Below are 17,610 nucleotides of genomic sequence, written 5' to 3' on the forward strand. Positions count from 1 at the left end.
TCCGTCTATGATTGTGACATACATCTGCAATCGGTTTCAATGGCTTTTTAGAATTCTTGTATGGAAAAATGACCGTTTGTGACAAACATGAAGCACTCCGCGGTTAATCCCTAATCTTCATCAGCTTGTACTTCTTCTGGAACAATCACCTTCATATACTGAGGAAGAACTTGAATCTGGATTGGCAGCGGTGGTCCTTCCTCTCCATCCACATTGGTTCCAATCGGTTCATTGGATGTCACACGCACGTCTTTTGCAGTAAAATACTCCACGTCTTTATGGTCTTTCAGGCTACCGAACAATAAGGATGTCCCTAAAGTCAGCGTGTTCAGCATACTCATGTTCCTAATCACAAAACAATGAATGACGCCATCGTCCACCACCGCATCTGGAGACAGCTTCTCAAACCCACCCACGGAATTTGTTAACGCAGCGAGGAATAAGGGAGAGTCACCCTCCCAGATCTGACCGTCATGTTCAATGGTTAGCCGGTTCGCAGGCGTATTCACCAAGTCCTTCAGCCCTTCCTTCAGGTAGGCAAATGAACCCAGCTTTGATTTGTCTTCGGATGAAACCGAGGACAACGCTTCGGCTAGCGAACCTGCTGCTACAACATTAGCAAACAGACGCCCATTCATATTCCCGACATCCACCGCACGCACATGATTGGAACTCAGCCCGCGAATAGCTTCTTCCGGATCAAGGGGGATATGAAGTGCTCGCGCAAAATCATTGACCGTACCCAAGGGCACGATGCCAAGCGTAGGACGGTGATCCTGATCCATCATGCCGTTAATCGTCTCATGCAGCGTTCCATCCCCTCCAATTGAAATAACGAGATCACATCTGTTTTTACATGCATCTAGACAGAAGTTGGTCGCATCTCCTTCTTGAGCCGTTTCGTTGACAACAACCTCATACTGCTGTGATGCCAAAATTCTTTTGACCTGGGATACATACTGCTGAGCCTGTTCTTTACCGGACGATGGATTACTGATAATCATGGCTTGACGCATACTCGCACCTTCTCCTCCAAATGGCGTATTTACCTATCTATACCCCTTCTTAACGTGCATTGAATTACAATAGAAGAAGGCATTTAAATTTTTTGGCGCAAAGTGGCTTAGAAGTGTGCAGTGTAAGGTACATTCATATAAAATAGAAGTAGAGTTGTTGGCTTATTCTGAATAGGGTGTTCCTTTTTTCATATGATGGGTTAATAACTAGGGATGTGTGCATCCTGATCTTTCTATACATGACAATAAGGCTTGAACTACATAGAAGTTGTGCAAACGAATGGCGCATCATCAATTCATAGAATCGGAGGGAATCGTTGTAATGAGAAGAGTGGCTCTACTCGTTCTACTATTTATCCTAAGTATTGGCTCAGCCGGGCAAGCTTTGGCGTACCCAACCGGCGAATCGGGTGACAGACTCATCGAAGATCCTGCACTGGAGGATGGCTTGAAGCTTATTTTGAACAAACCGCTGGATGCTCCGCTGACTGTATCTGATCTGCAGCAACTCACCGTCGTAGATCTGAGCAATGCGGGCATTCAAAGTCTAGCCGGACTTGAACAAGCGTCTAACCTGACACATCTCCGACTATACGGCAACGAGATTGAAACACTGACACCCCTAACACATCTGACCCAACTTCGGGAGATTGATGTACGGAACAATTACATTACATCTATTGATGCACTTGCAGAACTGAAGGATCTCGGACGACTCTTGGTTAGCAATAATTCAATTTCTTCTATTGATGTTATTGATGAATTCACCCGGCTACATACGTTTTTTGCTAGTGGTAACCAGCTTACAGATATTACGCCGCTGACGGATCTAGCTGATCTAACTTGGGTTGAGCTTGCCAACAATAAGATTGCAGATATCTCTTCACTTGCACATTCCACCAAGCTGCAGCAGTTGAATGTAGCGAACAATCGAATTCAGCATCTGGACGATCTCGCTGATCTGCCTGACACCCTCCGCAAACTCAATGTGGCGGGAAATGAAATTTCAGACCTAACGCCTATTGAACATATGACAGGGCTTCGGACGCTCGATATTAGCGGCAACCAGATCCAGCATCTGCATGCTATTGCAGGTATGCGCCATCTAACCGAGTTGAACGCTGAATCGAATCAAATCTATGACCTAGAACCGCTAGCGTCATTGACGCAGCTCAAGTCTCTTCAACTAGCTAATAATCGGGTGTGGGATCTAAGCCCAATCGCAGGGCTTTCGTTTACTCGCGGAGATGCTACGAACACCATCACGGATATCACGGCTTCGGTATCTTTTGGTACGAACATGCAGACGTCGATCAATGAGAGTGAACTCGGAGGGCTAACGGTACAGAATAACTATTTGGATGTTACCAGTGGCAGTAATACGATGCACTTGCTGAACCAGATGAATGTACGGGAGCAGAAACGAACCCCTCAGGGCAGCTTCCAACGCTTGGTTGAAGGTTCTACGACAGCTTATGTGGGGGATCGGGCATATGCCCTGGATGCGGCACCTTTTATTGATGAAGGTCGGACTTATGTTCCTTTGCGCTTTATCTCCGAGCAGTTAAACGCCCATGTGGACTGGAATGCGGCAGCGCATGAGGTTACGATTACGCAGAACGATCAGACCATTCACTGGAATGCTGACAACAAGCAGGTGCGAGTCAATGATCAACTAATGATGAATGATGCACCTCTGTTAATGAGAAACGGAAAAGCCTTCGTGCCTGTGCGGTTTATCTCTGAGCAACTGGATACGACCGTCGGCTACATCGCCAGCAGCAAAACGATCCTGATCTTCCAGAATAAGCAACCATTGATTAGAGAATAGTCTCACCCTTAAATGCACTCATATATATGATATTTTGGCTAAATACCAAATTCGACGCGGAGATGCCGCCAAGCATCCTTCGTTATCAAAAGCGTATTTTTTGAAGATCTCTAAAAGGCTGTCCCTCAGTACCGTTCGCTCGTATGAACTATACAGGGAAGGCCTTTTTCAATTATTCAAAAAAATGAATTCCTCCAACGGTCTGTCTATACTCACTCGGACTCATGCCTGTCCAACGTCTGAATTGCCGACTGAAATGAGCAAGAGAAGAATATCCCAGCATCGTGGCGATCCGAGTCAGACTCAGGTCGGGCTGATGAATGAGCTGCTTGGCTTCATGAAGCTTCAGTTCAGACAAATACTTACGCGGAGAGATACCGTACACCTTCTGAAACGTCTCCAGCGCGTACCCTGTACTGATCTGCAGTGAGGATGCAATTTCTTCAATTCGAATAACCTTTCCCCCTAATCCACTATCCCGAATGTGATCCACATTAAACTGATTTTTAATCGCTTCGGCAATCAGCTTCGCATAATGAGCTACCGTCGGAGATACAGCCTCCTTGGCACGTGAAGAGCTCCGCTCTGCTAAGACCGCCAAAATCTCTAGCAAGCCTGCCTGCATGCGAAACAGATCGGGCGTCGTATATTCTTTGTTGCGGTTAAGTAGCTCTACCCACTTCAGCATGATGTCCTTAATGCGCTGATTATCTTCGCTACCATTTGGAAATAACCATTGCACATGCTGACTCATCTCCTGCCGAAATAACACCTCGTCCACATTGAAATGAGCGATAAAGTAAGTTAATCCTTGTTCCTGGTTACATTCATTCGTATGTCTACAGCCTGGTGGAATAAGCAAAATATCTCCTTGATGCAGTTCGTAATGGATATTCTCCATACTCGTCGTCTGTACCCCTTCCAGAATAAGAATTAACTCAAAGGCCAGATGGGATTCCGTCGGTACACGCCAGCCTTGCTTCACCTGCTGCATATGCGCACCAAATAGCTTCACATTCCAATCGGTAGCGGGTAGCCAGCGACTCTCTCGAGATAAATAGGAACGATATTGTTCTGGAATAATCATGAATTCCACCACCTTGGATTAGGGCAAATTTTACGCGGATCAGTGTATCTTCATTTCGTAGAAGACTTGTTATACTGACTGTACTGTACACCATAACCGAGGTTTAGGCGAGGAGGAAAATTAGATGTCACTAACGATACAAGGATACTCCACAACACCTGATACAGCATGGAAAGAGATCTCTTTTATACCTACAAAAGAAAGCGCTAACTTAACACTGAGTGGTGCTGAGCACCAGCTTGTGGAGGGATTCGGTGGATGTTTCAATGAACTGGGTTATATTGCCCTATCCCACCTGGATGATGAGCAGCGGCGTGAAGTATTTCATTCCCTTTTTCACCCTGAAGGTGAACATAAATTCAACATTTGCCGACTCCCGATTGGGGCAAGTGATTATGCAGAGCAATGGTATAGCCACAACGAGGTTGATGGGGACGTGGCAATGGAGCATTTTTCGATTGAACGTGACTTCAAATATCTCATTCCGTACATCAAGGAAGCCCTGACGTATAATCCGAACTTACAACTCTTCGCCTCCCCTTGGAGTCCGCCAACCTGGATGAAGACACCCAAAGCGTATAACTATGGCACACTGCGCTGGGAGAAGGAGATTCTGGAAGCCTATGCTCTGTATTTCGTAAAATTCGTACAGGCTTACCAAGAGGCGGGTATTACGATTCATCAGGTTCATGTTCAGAATGAGGTCATTGCGGATCAGAAATTCCCTTCCTGCATGTGGACAGGCGAGCAGCTTCGTGAATTTATCGCTGATTATCTTGGCCCTGCTTTTGACAAACACGGCTTGGATACGGAAATCTGGTTAGGCACGATCAACGCACCCGATCCATGGGAAGAATTGATGAAGAAGAAAACGAATGATTTCGACGAATATGCCGGGCTTGTTCTCAGCGATCCTAAAGCATACGCCTATATTAAGGGTATCGGATACCAATGGGCTGGTAAAAATGCGATTCAACGTACCGTCGCAAGCTATCCCGAGCTTCGTTATATGCAGACCGAGAATGAGTGTGGTGACGGGAACAACTCCTGGAACTATGCGAAATATGTATTCAATCTATACCAGCATTATTTCAGCAACGGGGTGAACGCATACATCTACTGGAATATGGTGCTTGAACCGAAAGGCCGCAGCACTTGGGGATGGGAGCAGAACTCCATGATTACAGTGAATCCGGAGCTGAAGGAACTCACTCGCAATCCGGAGTACTATGTAATGAAGCATTTTGCTCATCAAGTGGCGCCAGGTGCCCGGAGACTAGGATTGTCTGGAGCTTGGGCTGGTAAAGCCGTCGCTTTCCGCAATGAGGATGGTCGTCTAGTCATTGTCATCAACAATCCCTTCAAGGATAAGCGTGAGCTTCATCTTGCCTATGAAGAACAAACACTAACGTTTGAGCTGGAAGCCGACTCCTTCAATAGCATTGTGATTGGGTAACCATTAATCGAGTAATCGATAATCGTTGGACACTTCAAAAGCTGAACACTCTCATAAATATATAAGATAAACGAATTGGAGCCTTCATCTTGTGGAATCAAGATAAGGCTCCTTCTCTCTGGGTCTCTGAATCACCTTTGGGCAATCTTTACGTTGTCTTAGAGGTAGTAGATCGATTCAATAAAATTAGGCCTTATCCATACGATGGCTTAAGGGTTATTCGCTAGGTAGTTTCTCAACCACTGCAAAGCCGGGCGCTCCGTACCATTGCTATTCACCAAGTGAGATCCGTTTACCCACGTCTGTCCTTGATTATATCCCCACAGCGTAATACCCTTCACACCTGAATGCTTCCAGAGGATCGGGAATTTCTGCTGATAGCGTTGCAATTGCGTGTTGTCGTCACCCGTCATATCCAGCTCAGACACATAGATTGGCAACCCTGTTGCCGCCAGCTTGTTCAGAACAGTTGTCATGGTGCTAGTCGATACCGTATCCATATTGAAATAATGCCCTTGAATACCGATGCCATCGATCAGTCCTCTATTTTTCAAAAGGTTAATAATTTGAATATATTGGTCTGCTTTGTTCGGATCATTAATGATGCCATATTCGTTGATGAGCAGCTTGGAATTAGGGAAGGCTTGTCTCGCCTGCTCGAACGACCAGATCACCCAATCCCATCCGGTAGCTCCATCTCCACCAATCGCGTTGCGATACGAAGGCTTCGCATGTAACGGTTCATTCACTACGTCCACAAAAGCGGCTTTGGAATAACGTTGACCCGCTGCCTTGATCCATTGGAGAACTTCGGCTCTCTGATCAGCGGCCGAGAGACCACTAACCCAGCCAGGCTCCTGACTCCCCCAGACGAGCGTATGAAATTTGAATGGGAAGCCATTGTTATTCGCGTAGTTATAAGCCATATCTGCCTGAGACCAGTTCATTGAATTACGAGTTCCCTCTACAGCACCCCATTTAGTAGAATTTTCGGGTGTCACCTGATTCCAGTAAGGACTGAAGTTGGAGGGAATGCTGCTTGCGATAATGTTTCCAAGAAACTTACTTCCTTTTGCCAGACCAGCACTCACACTACCGACCGCTACGGACGTAGCCAACACACCTACTAATGCGAGCGTGCCCACTGTCTTGAACCACTTGGATTTAAACATGTTATTCCTCCTTGGTTTATTTAATGTTAAGCGCTTACAAAATCATCTTACTGGATAAATTTGGTTTAAAACACCTACAAACTATACTATTTACTTCAAAAAGTATATCGTTTCCCACTATCGGTAATCAGGCTCACTTTTCCCAAATCGAGCATAATTATTACATACGGGTTTACATTCCCTTAATGTTTATCTAGTATAAAATGACACATATCTTTACATACACTAGATAACAAGGGAGATTACAACATGCGCAAATTTTCAACGAAAGGTTTCGCCGGATGGTCTTTATCCTTCCTCTTATGTACCTCCATTTTGTTCGCTCCATTCACTTCAGCCCCGGCTGAAGCAGCCGAATCAGCAAAAGAAACCAAAATTACGTTGCTCGGCACATCCGATATTCATGGGCGTTTTATGCCATGGGACTACGCTCTGGACGGTCCAAACCCAACAGGAAGCATGACACAGCTCTATACCATCGTTAAAAAAGTACGAGCTGAGAATCCTAATACGATTCTGCTAGATGCAGGAGATATGATACAGGATAACTCTGCTGAGCTCTTCAACGATCAACCGCAATCTCCCATGATGGTTGCAATGAACGAGATGAAATATGACGCATGGGTCATGGGCAATCATGAATTCAACTTTGGTCTGGATGTGTTGGAGAAGATTTCTTCCCAATTCAACGGACAACCTCTTGTAGGTAACATTTTCAAAGAAAACGGCGACCGCTACATGCCTGCCTATACGATTATTGAGAAGGATGGCATTAAAGTGGGCGTCATTGGAATGAACACACCGATGATTACTGAGTTTGAGAAAGGCACCGATCACCTAGATGGCATTATTGTTAAAGATCCTGTCGAAGAGACCAAAAAGGCCATTGCTGAGCTTAAAGGCAAAGTAGATGTCATGGTTGGACTTATGCATATGGGTCTCGACAACGAGAACGGCAATCCGGGAACCGGGGTAACCGATATCGCGAATGCGAACCCTGAGCTGGCGGCTATTTTTGCCGGACACATGCATACTTTAATTGAATCACAAACGGTAAACGGCGTATTGATCTCCGAACCGAACAAATACGGATCCCATATCTCACGAATCGACCTGACCTTTGAGAAAGATGGCGACAACGTTGTTTTGAAAAGCAAAGAGGCTCAAGCACTGGCTGTAAAAGCAGCAGATGGTACCTATGAGGTATCCGATGCAGGACTTGAAGAGACACTGCACCCGTTCCACGAGTTCGCTCGTGCAGATGCTAACATCGAAGTCGCTGAATTGAAAGGAACCAACCTGGTACCTGCCGATGAGATCAAAGGCATTCCTGCTGTGCAGATTCAGGAGACCCCTCTATCCGACTTCTTCACCGAAGTTATGATTCATTACAGCGATGCCGATGTGGTTGCACACCAGATTGATAACGACAAAGCCAAGCTAGATATTGGCCCGATTAAGAAAAAAGATATTGCCTTCAACTATCAATACACCTTCGGTGAAGTCACTGTGTATGAAGTAACGGGACGTGATCTGAAGGATTACATGGAGTGGTCTGTAGGGTACTTTAACTCGACGCGCCCAGGGGATGTAACGATTAGCTTTGATCCGAAGCGCCGTGCTTCCAAGTACAGTACGAATGATTTCTTCGGCGGCGTAACCTATGAGATTGATCTCACCAAGCCATATGGTAGCCGGATTACGAACCTCAAATACAGCAATGGTGAAGCAATCAAAGAACAAGATGCGCTCAAGCTCGGCATGAATGCTTACCGGATGGAAGCGTTAATTGCGAAGGGAGGGGCACTGGAAGGACGTACGTTCAAGCAACTCTGGTCATCGAAGGATGCTTCGGCATACGGTGAGATTCAAGGTACCATCCGTAACCTGTCTATTGCCTACCTGAAAGATGTCATGAACGGTGTTTACGAACCGAAGATTCAGCATAACTGGACAATCACTGGTGTTGACCTCACTGCACCAGCACGTGCAGATGTTGTAGAGCTTATCAATGATGGCGTAATGTCTGTGCCTAACACAGAAGATGGCAAATACACCAACATTGCCTCCATTAACATTCTGGATGCTGTGACGCAAGAAGAGATTGATGCCCTATCTGCCAAAGCAAACGTAGATGCAGCACAATTCTCAGGTGTAACAACCAAAGGTGAGTTCTATCAGAAGTTGAACGCAGCTCGTAAAGCGGCAGCAGGAAACGGTGAGGATACAACTACACCTGCACCTGAGAAGCCTGTTACACCAACGAAACCAAAGCCAACACCAGAACCAGCTAAACCAGGCAAACCTGCTACCACACCAGGCTCAACGAAGCCAGACACGGTAAAAGACAACAAGGTTAAGCAAGCCAAAGTAACCGCCGCTTATCTGAATGTTCGCGCTGGTGCTTCATCCCAAGCCAAGATCGTCACGGCTGTACCCAAAGGAACCATTCTTGAAGTAATTAGCACAGAGAAATATGGCTGGTTGAAAGTGAAACTGGATGGACGTGTCGTTTATGTATACGGTAAATACGTAAGTATGTTGAAGTAAATCGCAAGGTCGTGGTGACAGTTTCCTGATGTGTCACTACAGATATAGTCTTGTACATCTAAGGAGATCCTCTGCCTGAGCAGGGGGTCTTCTTTCGTTTAATTTTTAACGAGTACATCTGAATTACATCAAATATTCCGTTAACGCTCCAACATATCGAGTATAATGAGAAGGTATACGCAAATAGTACGGTGTAATGCTAATATGTAGTATTCAAAACTAATGCAAAAGAGGTTAATCATGAGCAAGCAACAATTTAGTAAGTTTCAGCTTGGAGAAGAAATTGTACGAGCACTGGATAGCCTGGGCTATGAGACAGCAACTGAGGTTCAGTCCAAAGTCATTCCAGTCGCCCTAGAGAATAAAGATCTGGTCGTCAAATCCCAGACAGGTAGTGGCAAAACAGCTGCATACGGCATTCCGGTCTGCGAACAGGTGGACTGGAACGAGAATAAACCGCAAGCGTTAATTCTAACCCCTACCCGCGAGTTGGCTTTGCAGGTTACCGAAGACATTACCAACATCGGCCGCTTCAAACGCATCAAGGCAACGGCACTATACGGACAGTCCCCTTTCCATATCCAGAAGGCCGAGTTAAAACAACGGACTCATGTTGCTGTCGGCACACCAGGACGGGTATTGGATCATATCGAACGCGGAACGCTGCCACTGGATCGAATCGCCTATCTGGTCATTGATGAAGCTGATGAGATGCTGAATATGGGCTTCATTGAGACGGTGGGAGCTATTATTCAGGCGCTGCCACGGGAGCGTGTAACGATGCTCTTCTCCGCGACCTTCCCGGAAGATGTAGCCAATCTATCCCGTAAATACATGAAGGATCCGGTGGAGATCGAGATCAAGGCAAGTGGACTGACAACTGCCACGATTGAACATGCCGTTATTCATACTTCTGAAGTGAACAAAACTGCGCTGCTGCAAGACTTGTTCATCGTGGAGAACCCGGAGAGCTGTATCGTATTCTGCCGCACGCAGGAGAATGTAGACAAGCTGTTCCGCGTGATGGCTGATCTCGACTATCCAGCAGATCGCATCCATGGCGGCATGGAGCAGGATGAGCGAATTGAGGTCATGAATGCCTTCCGACGTGGACAATTCCGTTATTTAGTTGCGACGGATGTAGCTGCTCGGGGGATCGACATTACCAATATCACACATGTAATTAACTACGATATTCCGCTTGAAAAGGAAAGCTATGTTCACCGTACAGGCCGTACTGGGCGTGCAGGTCAGACGGGTAAAGCCTTTACCTTCATCACGCCGAAGGATGGCAGACGCCTCGCTGAGATCGAATCCTACATCGGGTTCGAGATCCCTGTGATTAAGGCTCCTTCTGAAGATGCTGTAGATCGCCGTAGAGAAGAGTTCGAGAAGCGGCTGAAGATTGTACCTGAGCGCAAAAAGGACAAACGCGAACAATTGAATCAGCAGATTATGAAACTGAACTTCAATGGAGGCAAGAAGAAGAAACTTCGTGCTGTCGACTTCGTTGGAACCATCGCCAAGCTTGAAGGCGTGGGCGCAGACGATATTGGCATCATTACCATTCAGGATAACGTAACCGATGTGGAGATTCTGAACGGTAAAGGGCCACTTGTGCTAGAAATGATGCAAAATACAACGATCAAAAAGATGCAGCTCAAGGTTCGTAAGGGGAAGAAGTAATTCATTCTCTGTCTAAAATAAATACACAATGACGTAGGGATAGCGAGCTTGTTACCAAGCCTGCTATCCCTATTATCATGTGGTGATATAAATGAGGACATATCCCCTCCTCTGTTAAGCCTAGTTAAGCATGCATTATTGTACTACGATACCGCCAACACTACCGTCTAGCATCATCTTCCGATCTTACCCGACCTATCGCCGCTCTTCCTGCTCGTTATGAATAAATTGCCGCTTTGTTCATCAATGGATGTATTGTTCACTTGTCATCGAATGTAGCCCAACTAGAATATAATTGAAAGCGCTATATTGATCTTCATTCTATCGGGAGGTGTATGTAATGGGTAAAAGGCAAGCTGTCTGGTGTCTAGTCTTAGCGCTCACGTTCACTCTGTTTGGTCTTCATCCAGAGCGAACAAGTGCAGCAAGTGTCACGATAACCAACGGAACCGACTGGCTGGATACGGCGGGCAATCCCATCCATGCCAACAGCGGCAACATTCTGCAGGTAGGCTCGACGTATTATCTGTATGGTGAACATGCAGTAGGCGGCAGATTCGACAGTGTTAACGTCTACACCTCCACAGATCTGAAGAATTGGACATTTAGCAATGCGATCCTGACGAAGGATTCTGCAACAGAACTGGCATCCAGCAAAATCGAGCGTCCCAAAGTCATCTATAATGCCGCCACCTCCCAATATGTGCTGTGGGCACATTATGAGAACGGGACGGATTACAACCTTGGGCGTGTAGCGGTAGCCACAAGTAATACGCCGAATGGCAAATTTTCGTATGAGGGCAGTTTCCGTCCACTCGATTATGAATCCCGTGACATGACCGTATTCGTGGATACGGATGGCACAGGTTATCTGGTTACCGCTTCCCGCAAGAATGGCGGGGCTAATGATACGATGGCTATTTTCAAAATGAATGCAAGCTACACCGGAATTCAATCCTTCGAAGGCTGGCTATTCGAGAATGCCTATCGCGAGGCACCTGCCGTTGTGAAAAAAGGAAACCGTTATTACCTCTTCACCTCCCAAGCCGCGGGCTGGTATCCGAATCAAGGAGCGTACGCCACTGCGACGTCTATGACAGGGCCATGGACATCCCTTACGCCATATGGCAATCCATCTGCCTTCGGCTCGCAGATCCATGATATCGCCACGATTACAGGCAACAGTACAACATCCTATATCTACATGGCGGACCGTTGGAATCCAATGAATCTCGGAGAACACAAGCATATCTGGCTGCCGCTAACTTTGAATGATTCGAACGGAACGGCATCACTGGAGTGGTACACCACGTGGAACATTGATGCAGCTACAGGCACAGTAACCCCACCCGCTCTCGTCAATCATGCACAAGGGAAAACAGCTACCGCCAGTTCGACAGCCTCCGGCTCATCTGCTTCCAACGTGAATGACGGCAACTACCAGACTTCATGGGTGGCTTCATCCAACAGTTGGCCGGCATGGTGGCAGGTGGACTTCGGCGCTCCGAAGACCATCACGGAGATCGATACGTCTTGGTTTATGTATAAAGGCTCTGAAGGGTATTACAAATATAAAATCGAGATCAGCAACGATGGCGTTAATTACGCCTCAATAGATCGCACCAACAATCTGACCTATGGCTTCACGACCGATGCGGTGCATTTCACTGCTCGTTATGTACGAATCAATATGGTGAATGCCGTCTTATGGAACAATCCTGGCAACTGGTATACGCCAACCTTACACGAGGTCAAAATGTTGGGTCCTGCTACCCCTGATGCCACCGGATATAGCCGCTTCAATTCACACAACTATCCAGATCGATATATCCGTCATGCGAATTATGCAGCTCGTGTGGATGCCAACGTCACGCCAGTACTCGATTCCCAGTTCCGCGTTGTTCCTGGTCTTGCCAGCTCCACAGGAATCTCGCTGGAGTCCATCAACTTCCCTGGCTATTTCTTAAAGCGGAATGCCAGCAACAAAATTGTGCTTGAAGCTTATACCAATACCGCCGCCTATAAGGGAGATGCCACGTTCCTAAGCAGTCCCGGCTGGGCGGACAGTAGCAAAGTTTCACTGCAATCCTACAGTCAGCCCGGCTATTACATCAGGCACTATGATTATGTGCTGCAACTTGATGCCATTAATGCATCCAGCAGTTCAACTGTGAAGAGTGATGCCACGTTTGCCCGTACGAACTTCTAGCAGCGTAGCGGTAAAATGGTCTTTAGCGGTGCATCTGTAACATAGAAAAGCCACCATTTACACATGAGGACACAAGAACGAACAACCTTCTATACATTGACGGAAAAAAGTCTCTGATCAGGCACCACCGCCTGAAATGGAGACTTTTTCTCTGCGCTTCACCCGCTATGAGATATGATTCTACAACGCGTTCTCATACCGAGAACGCTGGTGTAATCATGGCATAATCGCCAGCCAGACTGGCTAATGGCTGCCAGTTCTCTAGGGCTAATTTATAATCACCGGCGTATGCCTCTGCATCGACCCGAACATGCTCGACTTTTCCAAGCACCACATGATCTGTACCAACCGGGATGATTCGATCCAGTGTAAGCTCAAAGGCAATGGGAGACTCCTGCACGGAAGGCACACGCACGCATATCCCTGGCTGGGGTGTAACTCCTGCAAGTTCGAACTCACTATCCTCCGATGCTACATGAGCGGACGAGCGCTGCATTGAAGCCCCAAGCGAGGCAGGAACGACATTAATAACGTACTCCCCCGTCTCCCGAATGTTGACCAGTGTGTCCTTAATCGTGCCTTGTCTCTCTTCTACACCAGGTCCAATCGATATGAGCAACGTTGGTGGATTACGCGAGGCAATGGTAAAAAAACTGAATGGCGCCAGATTAAGCACCCCCTCCGCACTTCTCGTAGAAACCCAAGCAATCGGCCGGGGTACCACTGAACCAATCATTAATTTATACATCTCATCAACCGTGATCTCACCTGTTGTAAATTCATGTGTATGATCCTTTACCAATTACACTCACCCTTCCTTATCCCTCAGTAGATCCTTCCATTTACAAAGACTGACGGGACAAATATAGTTGGTATAAGAATATACACTTGTCTACCATAAAAAAAGTACGCACTTTAAAGTGCGTACCTCGATCAAAACATAGATTCATTTTAGATAAATTTAGATAATGCTAACTTCAGTTAAAATTCTATTTTGGAGCATAGCGAACTCTAGTCCGAGTTACTGTGCGTATCCTTCAATAAAAAGGTGTGAATGCATGTCAACCTATCAAGTCGTTCCGATGATCTATCATTCCCAAGAACAGATTGAGGCGATTGTCTCGCTCGAACAACAATGTAAACAACTCGATTCCGTACATCTTAAAGCCGATCTTGATCATATCAGCAAAAAAGACGGAGATCACGCGCTTCTCTGTTATCGCGACAGCGAACTAGTTGGACTCCTCAGTTGGTATGCTTCTGACGCTGAGACCGGAAGTATAAATGCCATCGTACATCCACAGCATCGCCGCCAAGGTGTGTTCCGCAGCTTACTGAAGCAAGCTATTTTGGACATGACACCTCAGGGTATACATCAGCTCAGCTACCGTATTCCTCAGGGTTTATCTCCAGGAATCCACACGGCTGAATCACTCGGAGCAGTGTATGATCGTGCGGAGTACGTCATGCAGCTTGTAAGTGAAATCTCTCCTATGGATGAACTGCCCGAAGTTACTTTGCGTGTAGCAGAAGCTCAAGATTGGGATTTTATGATCACCTGCTCATCCCAAGCCTTCGGCGATTCAGAGAGCTGGACTCGTGAATATTTTATACAAACGAATGAACCTAGCCGAGTAACCTATATTGCCTGTCAGGATGAACAGCCTGTTGGGCTAGTACGGGTCAATTCCATTAATGCCACGACTGCATTTATTCATAACTTCTGCATTTTGCCTGCTCATCAGGGTCGGAAACTGGGACGTGCTGTGCTCACCATTCTGTCGAATCTCTTAACGGAGCAAGGCTATACCGATATTCGGCTGTCCGTTGTTACGGAGAATGAGCGTGCTCTGAACCTGTATCGAAGTGTTGGTTTTGAAGTGAATTCCGAGTATCACTACTATAGAGGCAAGTTGGTATAAGTAGTTTAGAGAGATCGGCCTTCGCTATGGAGGCGGGTCTCTTTGTTATGGATTTTCTAAGCCAAGGTACACATTCCAGATCACAAGGATCACACTTAGACATACGGCAGTGCCTATATTCCATTTGGTTCTTACACGGAACGCGGTGTACCCCATCAGCGCAATCATGACCACACTGAAGATGAGGGCTGCTACGTTATTCCGAAAGATGACCATCATGATGAGTAAAATGAAGGTAATGATTGTTGTCATCTTATTCAAATTCACCATTCTCATCTCCTTTAACAATATGTTGTATCACTTATAGTAATTTACATTTGTTAACAATAATCAATAACTTTATGATTGTACTGACAAAATGAGGGAAATTGTGAAAACAAATCATCAGAATAATTCATTTACACTCATCTAGCTTGCATAGTAACCAAAAGCTCATATAACACAGCAAACAGATGCGTCGCGTAGTACATATGGCAGGATTTACAAATATTATGTCGAACTTTATCATAATCTAATTGAAGGAGGTCACATCTTGTTTATTCACAGAAAATCATCTTTAACCAAGCGTAGGCGCTTCATCACCAAGATTGCTTATGTCACGACAGTTCTGGCTCTCTTTAGCCTACTAGCCGGAGCATTTAGCACCCATGTTGTGCCTCGTGCCAGCGCCGACAGTGCCGGGTACACCCAGGATCAACTGGATGCGTTAAATTTCCTTAATGCGGTGCGCGCTAAGGTCGGCGTTCCTCCACTCAAGTTGAATCCACTCATTACACGCGCTGCCGAGTCTCATGCTACTTATTACAACACCAACAAAAGCAAGGCACCTGACCTAAGCTCTCATCTACAAGTGGAAGGTATGCCCGGGTTTACAGGAAAAAATATGAAGAACCGGATTGAAGCAGCTGGCTATGTCGCTCCAAAGGGTTATGCTTACTCCGAAGCTATGCATTTCAAGCAGAAGAGCAGTTCAGCCGCTCTACAAGGATTCCTAGATACTGCATATCATCGGGAAATCGTTCTTGATCCTACCCTTGTTGAAGTTGGGTTCGGTCTGGTCGATGGAACGGCTGTCGCAGATTTCGCAGGCCCTTGGATGACCAAAGAAGAGGGAACGATGGCTGTATATCCTTACGATCAACAGACCAATGTACCGGTAGGATTCTATGGCAATGAAATCCCGAATCCGCTCAAGCAGTTCGGCGTAACGTTCTCGGGTTATATTATTTCCGCAGCAGCTCAGCTCGAAATGATCAATCATCAAGTTGTCATCAAAGATAGCCGAGGAAACGAACTTCCTTATCATGAACAGTTACATGGCAAAACGTTATTTATCTATCCAAAGTCGGTGTTAAAAGGTAATCAGACATATACCGTTTCACTCACTTACTCCACAGGTGAAGCAACAGGTTCTAAAAACAAGACATGGTCTTTTACGACCGGAAAAGGAACGAACTTAACTTCAATCACACCTTTTACCGAAGAAGTTACTCTTAATCAGGGTGAACAGCTCCAGTTGAGGTGGACAAGCCACTATGATGATAATGCTTTTGATGAAGCAACAGAAGGATTAAGCTACATAAGCAGCAATGCCAAAGGCCTTAAGGTGTCTACTGCTGGAATTATCAGCGCAATACAACCGGGCGATTACACTGTGAAAGCCACATTAGAAGGTAAAACAACACAAGTAAAAGTTAAAGTCTATCCGAAGTGGAAAACGAGAAATTATAGCAGTTCGCTAACCAAGTTACCTACTGATGCCACAGGCCATCCTTTACAGGAGGCTCTAGAGTGGGGATTAAAGTTAGATATTGTAAGCCCAGCAAGCAATGGATTGCTCCAGCCGAATACGACCGTAACAGAAGCAGAGTTCTGGATGATGCTCCTAAAAGCTTACCGTATCGATATTCAATCTTATCAAGCTCCTAAGAAGACATTAGTGGATGCAGCTTATCAGATTGCGAAGGATCGTAACTACCCACTTGCAGGGATCAACAAGGCCGCCTCCAGGAACAAGGCTATTACACGCCTGCAAATTGCGGAGATTCTGTCTGCCGCAGATGGTAAACATTTTGCCGGATCTAACGCAATTCAGTATGTACTTGCAAACGACTACGTACGCGGGAAAACGGAGTTGTCATATTCCGGCTACGAAGGTTCCGACACAGTGACTCGGGCAGAAGCACTCCAGATTCTTAAGTATCTGCACAACAGAATAAGTGTATTAGAGGGAAGACCCACGATCCCAACAGATCCATTAACCCTTCCCAAAATGCCAAAAAAAGAAGTGTACATCAAACCAGTCACATATACCGATCAGAGCTTCTTCGCTGAATATCGTAGTGATGGAAGCTTGGTTCTAGAAGGCAAATTCCTTAAATTAAAAGGACAGAGCATTAACATTAAAGTGCAAGAAGGACCTATCTCCAAACATATTGAGGAAGTAACCGTTCAGTTTGATCAAAATGGAAACTTCCATACAGAGGTTGGCCCTTACTCACCGCAACAGTTAAATCTGTATATGTATGCTCCTTCAATCACCTACGGCTTGACTGTAATTAAAGGAAAAATGAATATGGGTCAATTCTAATTCATGATTCATAATTCCTGAACCATTTGCATCTTCGCGTCTCGAGCAACCTCAGGCTCACCTCACTTCGTTTGATCAAAGTGGAGTGAGC

General features: G+C 46.0%; 12 protein-coding genes. 7 read left to right on the forward strand and 5 right to left on the reverse strand.

From position 1 onward, the window contains the following. Nucleotides 1-110: 110 nt before the first annotated feature. Nucleotides 111-1,016 carry a diacylglycerol/lipid kinase family protein gene (locus DMB88_RS29370; RefSeq protein ID WP_128104133.1) on the reverse strand — a complete coding sequence of 302 codons (906 nt, stop codon included), beginning with the start codon at nt 1,014-1,016 and terminating at the stop codon, nt 111-113. A gap of 322 nt (nt 1,017-1,338) precedes the next feature. On the opposite strand from DMB88_RS29370, the gene DMB88_RS29375 reads away from it, so the two are divergent. Further along, on the forward strand, nt 1,339-2,847 hold the full coding sequence (locus DMB88_RS29375) for a leucine-rich repeat domain-containing protein (protein ID WP_164848821.1): 1,509 nt from the start codon (nt 1,339-1,341) through the stop codon (nt 2,845-2,847). A gap of 172 nt (nt 2,848-3,019) precedes the next feature. Here DMB88_RS29375 and DMB88_RS29380 read toward each other — a convergent pair whose 3' ends face one another. Beyond that, nucleotides 3,020-3,934, reverse strand: a complete 915-nt coding sequence (locus tag DMB88_RS29380) for an AraC family transcriptional regulator (protein WP_128104135.1) — start codon at nt 3,932-3,934, stop codon at nt 3,020-3,022. Nucleotides 3,935-4,058: 124 nt separating this feature from the next. On the opposite strand from DMB88_RS29380, the gene DMB88_RS29385 reads away from it, so the two are divergent. Further along, nucleotides 4,059-5,390 (forward strand): glycoside hydrolase family 30 protein, encoded by a 1,332-nt coding sequence (locus DMB88_RS29385; RefSeq protein WP_128104136.1) that lies wholly within the window; start codon nt 4,059-4,061, stop codon nt 5,388-5,390. Between the two features lie 209 nt (nt 5,391-5,599). Here DMB88_RS29385 and DMB88_RS29390 read toward each other — a convergent pair whose 3' ends face one another. Next, entirely contained in the window at nt 5,600-6,562 is a 963-nt protein-coding gene (locus tag DMB88_RS29390) for an endo-1,4-beta-xylanase (RefSeq protein WP_128104137.1), read from the reverse strand. Between the two features lie 249 nt (nt 6,563-6,811). Here DMB88_RS29390 and DMB88_RS29395 point away from each other — a divergent pair, with 249 nt between their 5' ends. From DMB88_RS29395 to DMB88_RS29405, 3 genes are all read left to right on the forward strand, one after another. Beyond that, nucleotides 6,812-9,112, forward strand: coding sequence for a 5'-nucleotidase C-terminal domain-containing protein (locus DMB88_RS29395; RefSeq protein ID WP_128104138.1), 2,301 nt, complete (start codon nt 6,812-6,814; stop codon nt 9,110-9,112). A gap of 240 nt (nt 9,113-9,352) precedes the next feature. Continuing rightward, on the forward strand, nt 9,353-10,798 hold the full coding sequence (locus tag DMB88_RS29400) for a DEAD/DEAH box helicase (protein ID WP_128104139.1): 1,446 nt from the start codon (nt 9,353-9,355) through the stop codon (nt 10,796-10,798). A gap of 340 nt (nt 10,799-11,138) precedes the next feature. Further along, entirely contained in the window at nt 11,139-13,007 is a 1,869-nt protein-coding gene (locus DMB88_RS29405) for an AbfB domain-containing protein (RefSeq protein ID WP_128104140.1), read from the forward strand. A 193-nt stretch (nt 13,008-13,200) separates the two neighbouring features. Here the strand turns inward: DMB88_RS29405 and DMB88_RS29410 are convergent, their stop codons facing one another. Beyond that, nucleotides 13,201-13,809: a flavin reductase family protein gene (locus DMB88_RS29410; protein ID WP_254438390.1), complete on the reverse strand. Its 609-nt coding sequence runs from the start codon at nt 13,807-13,809 to the stop codon at nt 13,201-13,203. A gap of 256 nt (nt 13,810-14,065) precedes the next feature. Between DMB88_RS29410 and DMB88_RS29415 the strand changes: the two genes are divergently transcribed. Beyond that, nucleotides 14,066-14,929: a GNAT family N-acetyltransferase gene (locus tag DMB88_RS29415; protein WP_164848822.1), complete on the forward strand. Its 864-nt coding sequence runs from the start codon at nt 14,066-14,068 to the stop codon at nt 14,927-14,929. Nucleotides 14,930-14,974: 45 nt separating this feature from the next. On the opposite strand, the gene DMB88_RS29420 is transcribed toward DMB88_RS29415, so the two are convergent. Continuing rightward, nucleotides 14,975-15,199, reverse strand: coding sequence for a hypothetical protein (locus DMB88_RS29420; RefSeq protein ID WP_128104142.1), 225 nt, complete (start codon nt 15,197-15,199; stop codon nt 14,975-14,977). Between the two features lie 262 nt (nt 15,200-15,461). On the opposite strand from DMB88_RS29420, the gene DMB88_RS29425 reads away from it, so the two are divergent. Then, nucleotides 15,462-17,519 (forward strand): CAP domain-containing protein, encoded by a 2,058-nt coding sequence (locus DMB88_RS29425; protein ID WP_128104143.1) that lies wholly within the window; start codon nt 15,462-15,464, stop codon nt 17,517-17,519. Nucleotides 17,520-17,610 lie beyond the last annotated feature (91 nt).

The organism is Paenibacillus sp. DCT19 (genome assembly GCF_003268635.1).
GTDB lineage: Bacteria > Bacillota > Bacilli > Paenibacillales > Paenibacillaceae > Paenibacillus.

Excerpts from the sequence above, each read along its gene's own strand:
- DMB88_RS29370 (WP_128104133.1), bottom strand. The coding sequence starts at position 1,016 with ATGCGTCAAGCCATGATTATCAGTAATCCATCGTCCGGTAAAGAACAG.
- DMB88_RS29375 (WP_164848821.1), top strand. The coding sequence starts at position 1,339 with ATGAGAAGAGTGGCTCTACTCGTTCTACTATTTATCCTAAGTATTGGC.
- DMB88_RS29380 (WP_128104135.1), bottom strand. The coding sequence starts at position 3,934 with ATGATTATTCCAGAACAATATCGTTCCTATTTATCTCGAGAGAGTCGC.
- DMB88_RS29385 (WP_128104136.1), top strand. The coding sequence starts at position 4,059 with ATGTCACTAACGATACAAGGATACTCCACAACACCTGATACAGCATGG.
- DMB88_RS29390 (WP_128104137.1), bottom strand. The coding sequence starts at position 6,562 with ATGTTTAAATCCAAGTGGTTCAAGACAGTGGGCACGCTCGCATTAGTA.
- DMB88_RS29395 (WP_128104138.1), top strand. The coding sequence starts at position 6,812 with ATGCGCAAATTTTCAACGAAAGGTTTCGCCGGATGGTCTTTATCCTTC.
- DMB88_RS29400 (WP_128104139.1), top strand. The coding sequence starts at position 9,353 with ATGAGCAAGCAACAATTTAGTAAGTTTCAGCTTGGAGAAGAAATTGTA.
- DMB88_RS29405 (WP_128104140.1), top strand. The coding sequence starts at position 11,139 with ATGGGTAAAAGGCAAGCTGTCTGGTGTCTAGTCTTAGCGCTCACGTTC.
- DMB88_RS29415 (WP_164848822.1), top strand. The coding sequence starts at position 14,066 with ATGTCAACCTATCAAGTCGTTCCGATGATCTATCATTCCCAAGAACAG.
- DMB88_RS29420 (WP_128104142.1), bottom strand. The coding sequence starts at position 15,199 with ATGGTGAATTTGAATAAGATGACAACAATCATTACCTTCATTTTACTC.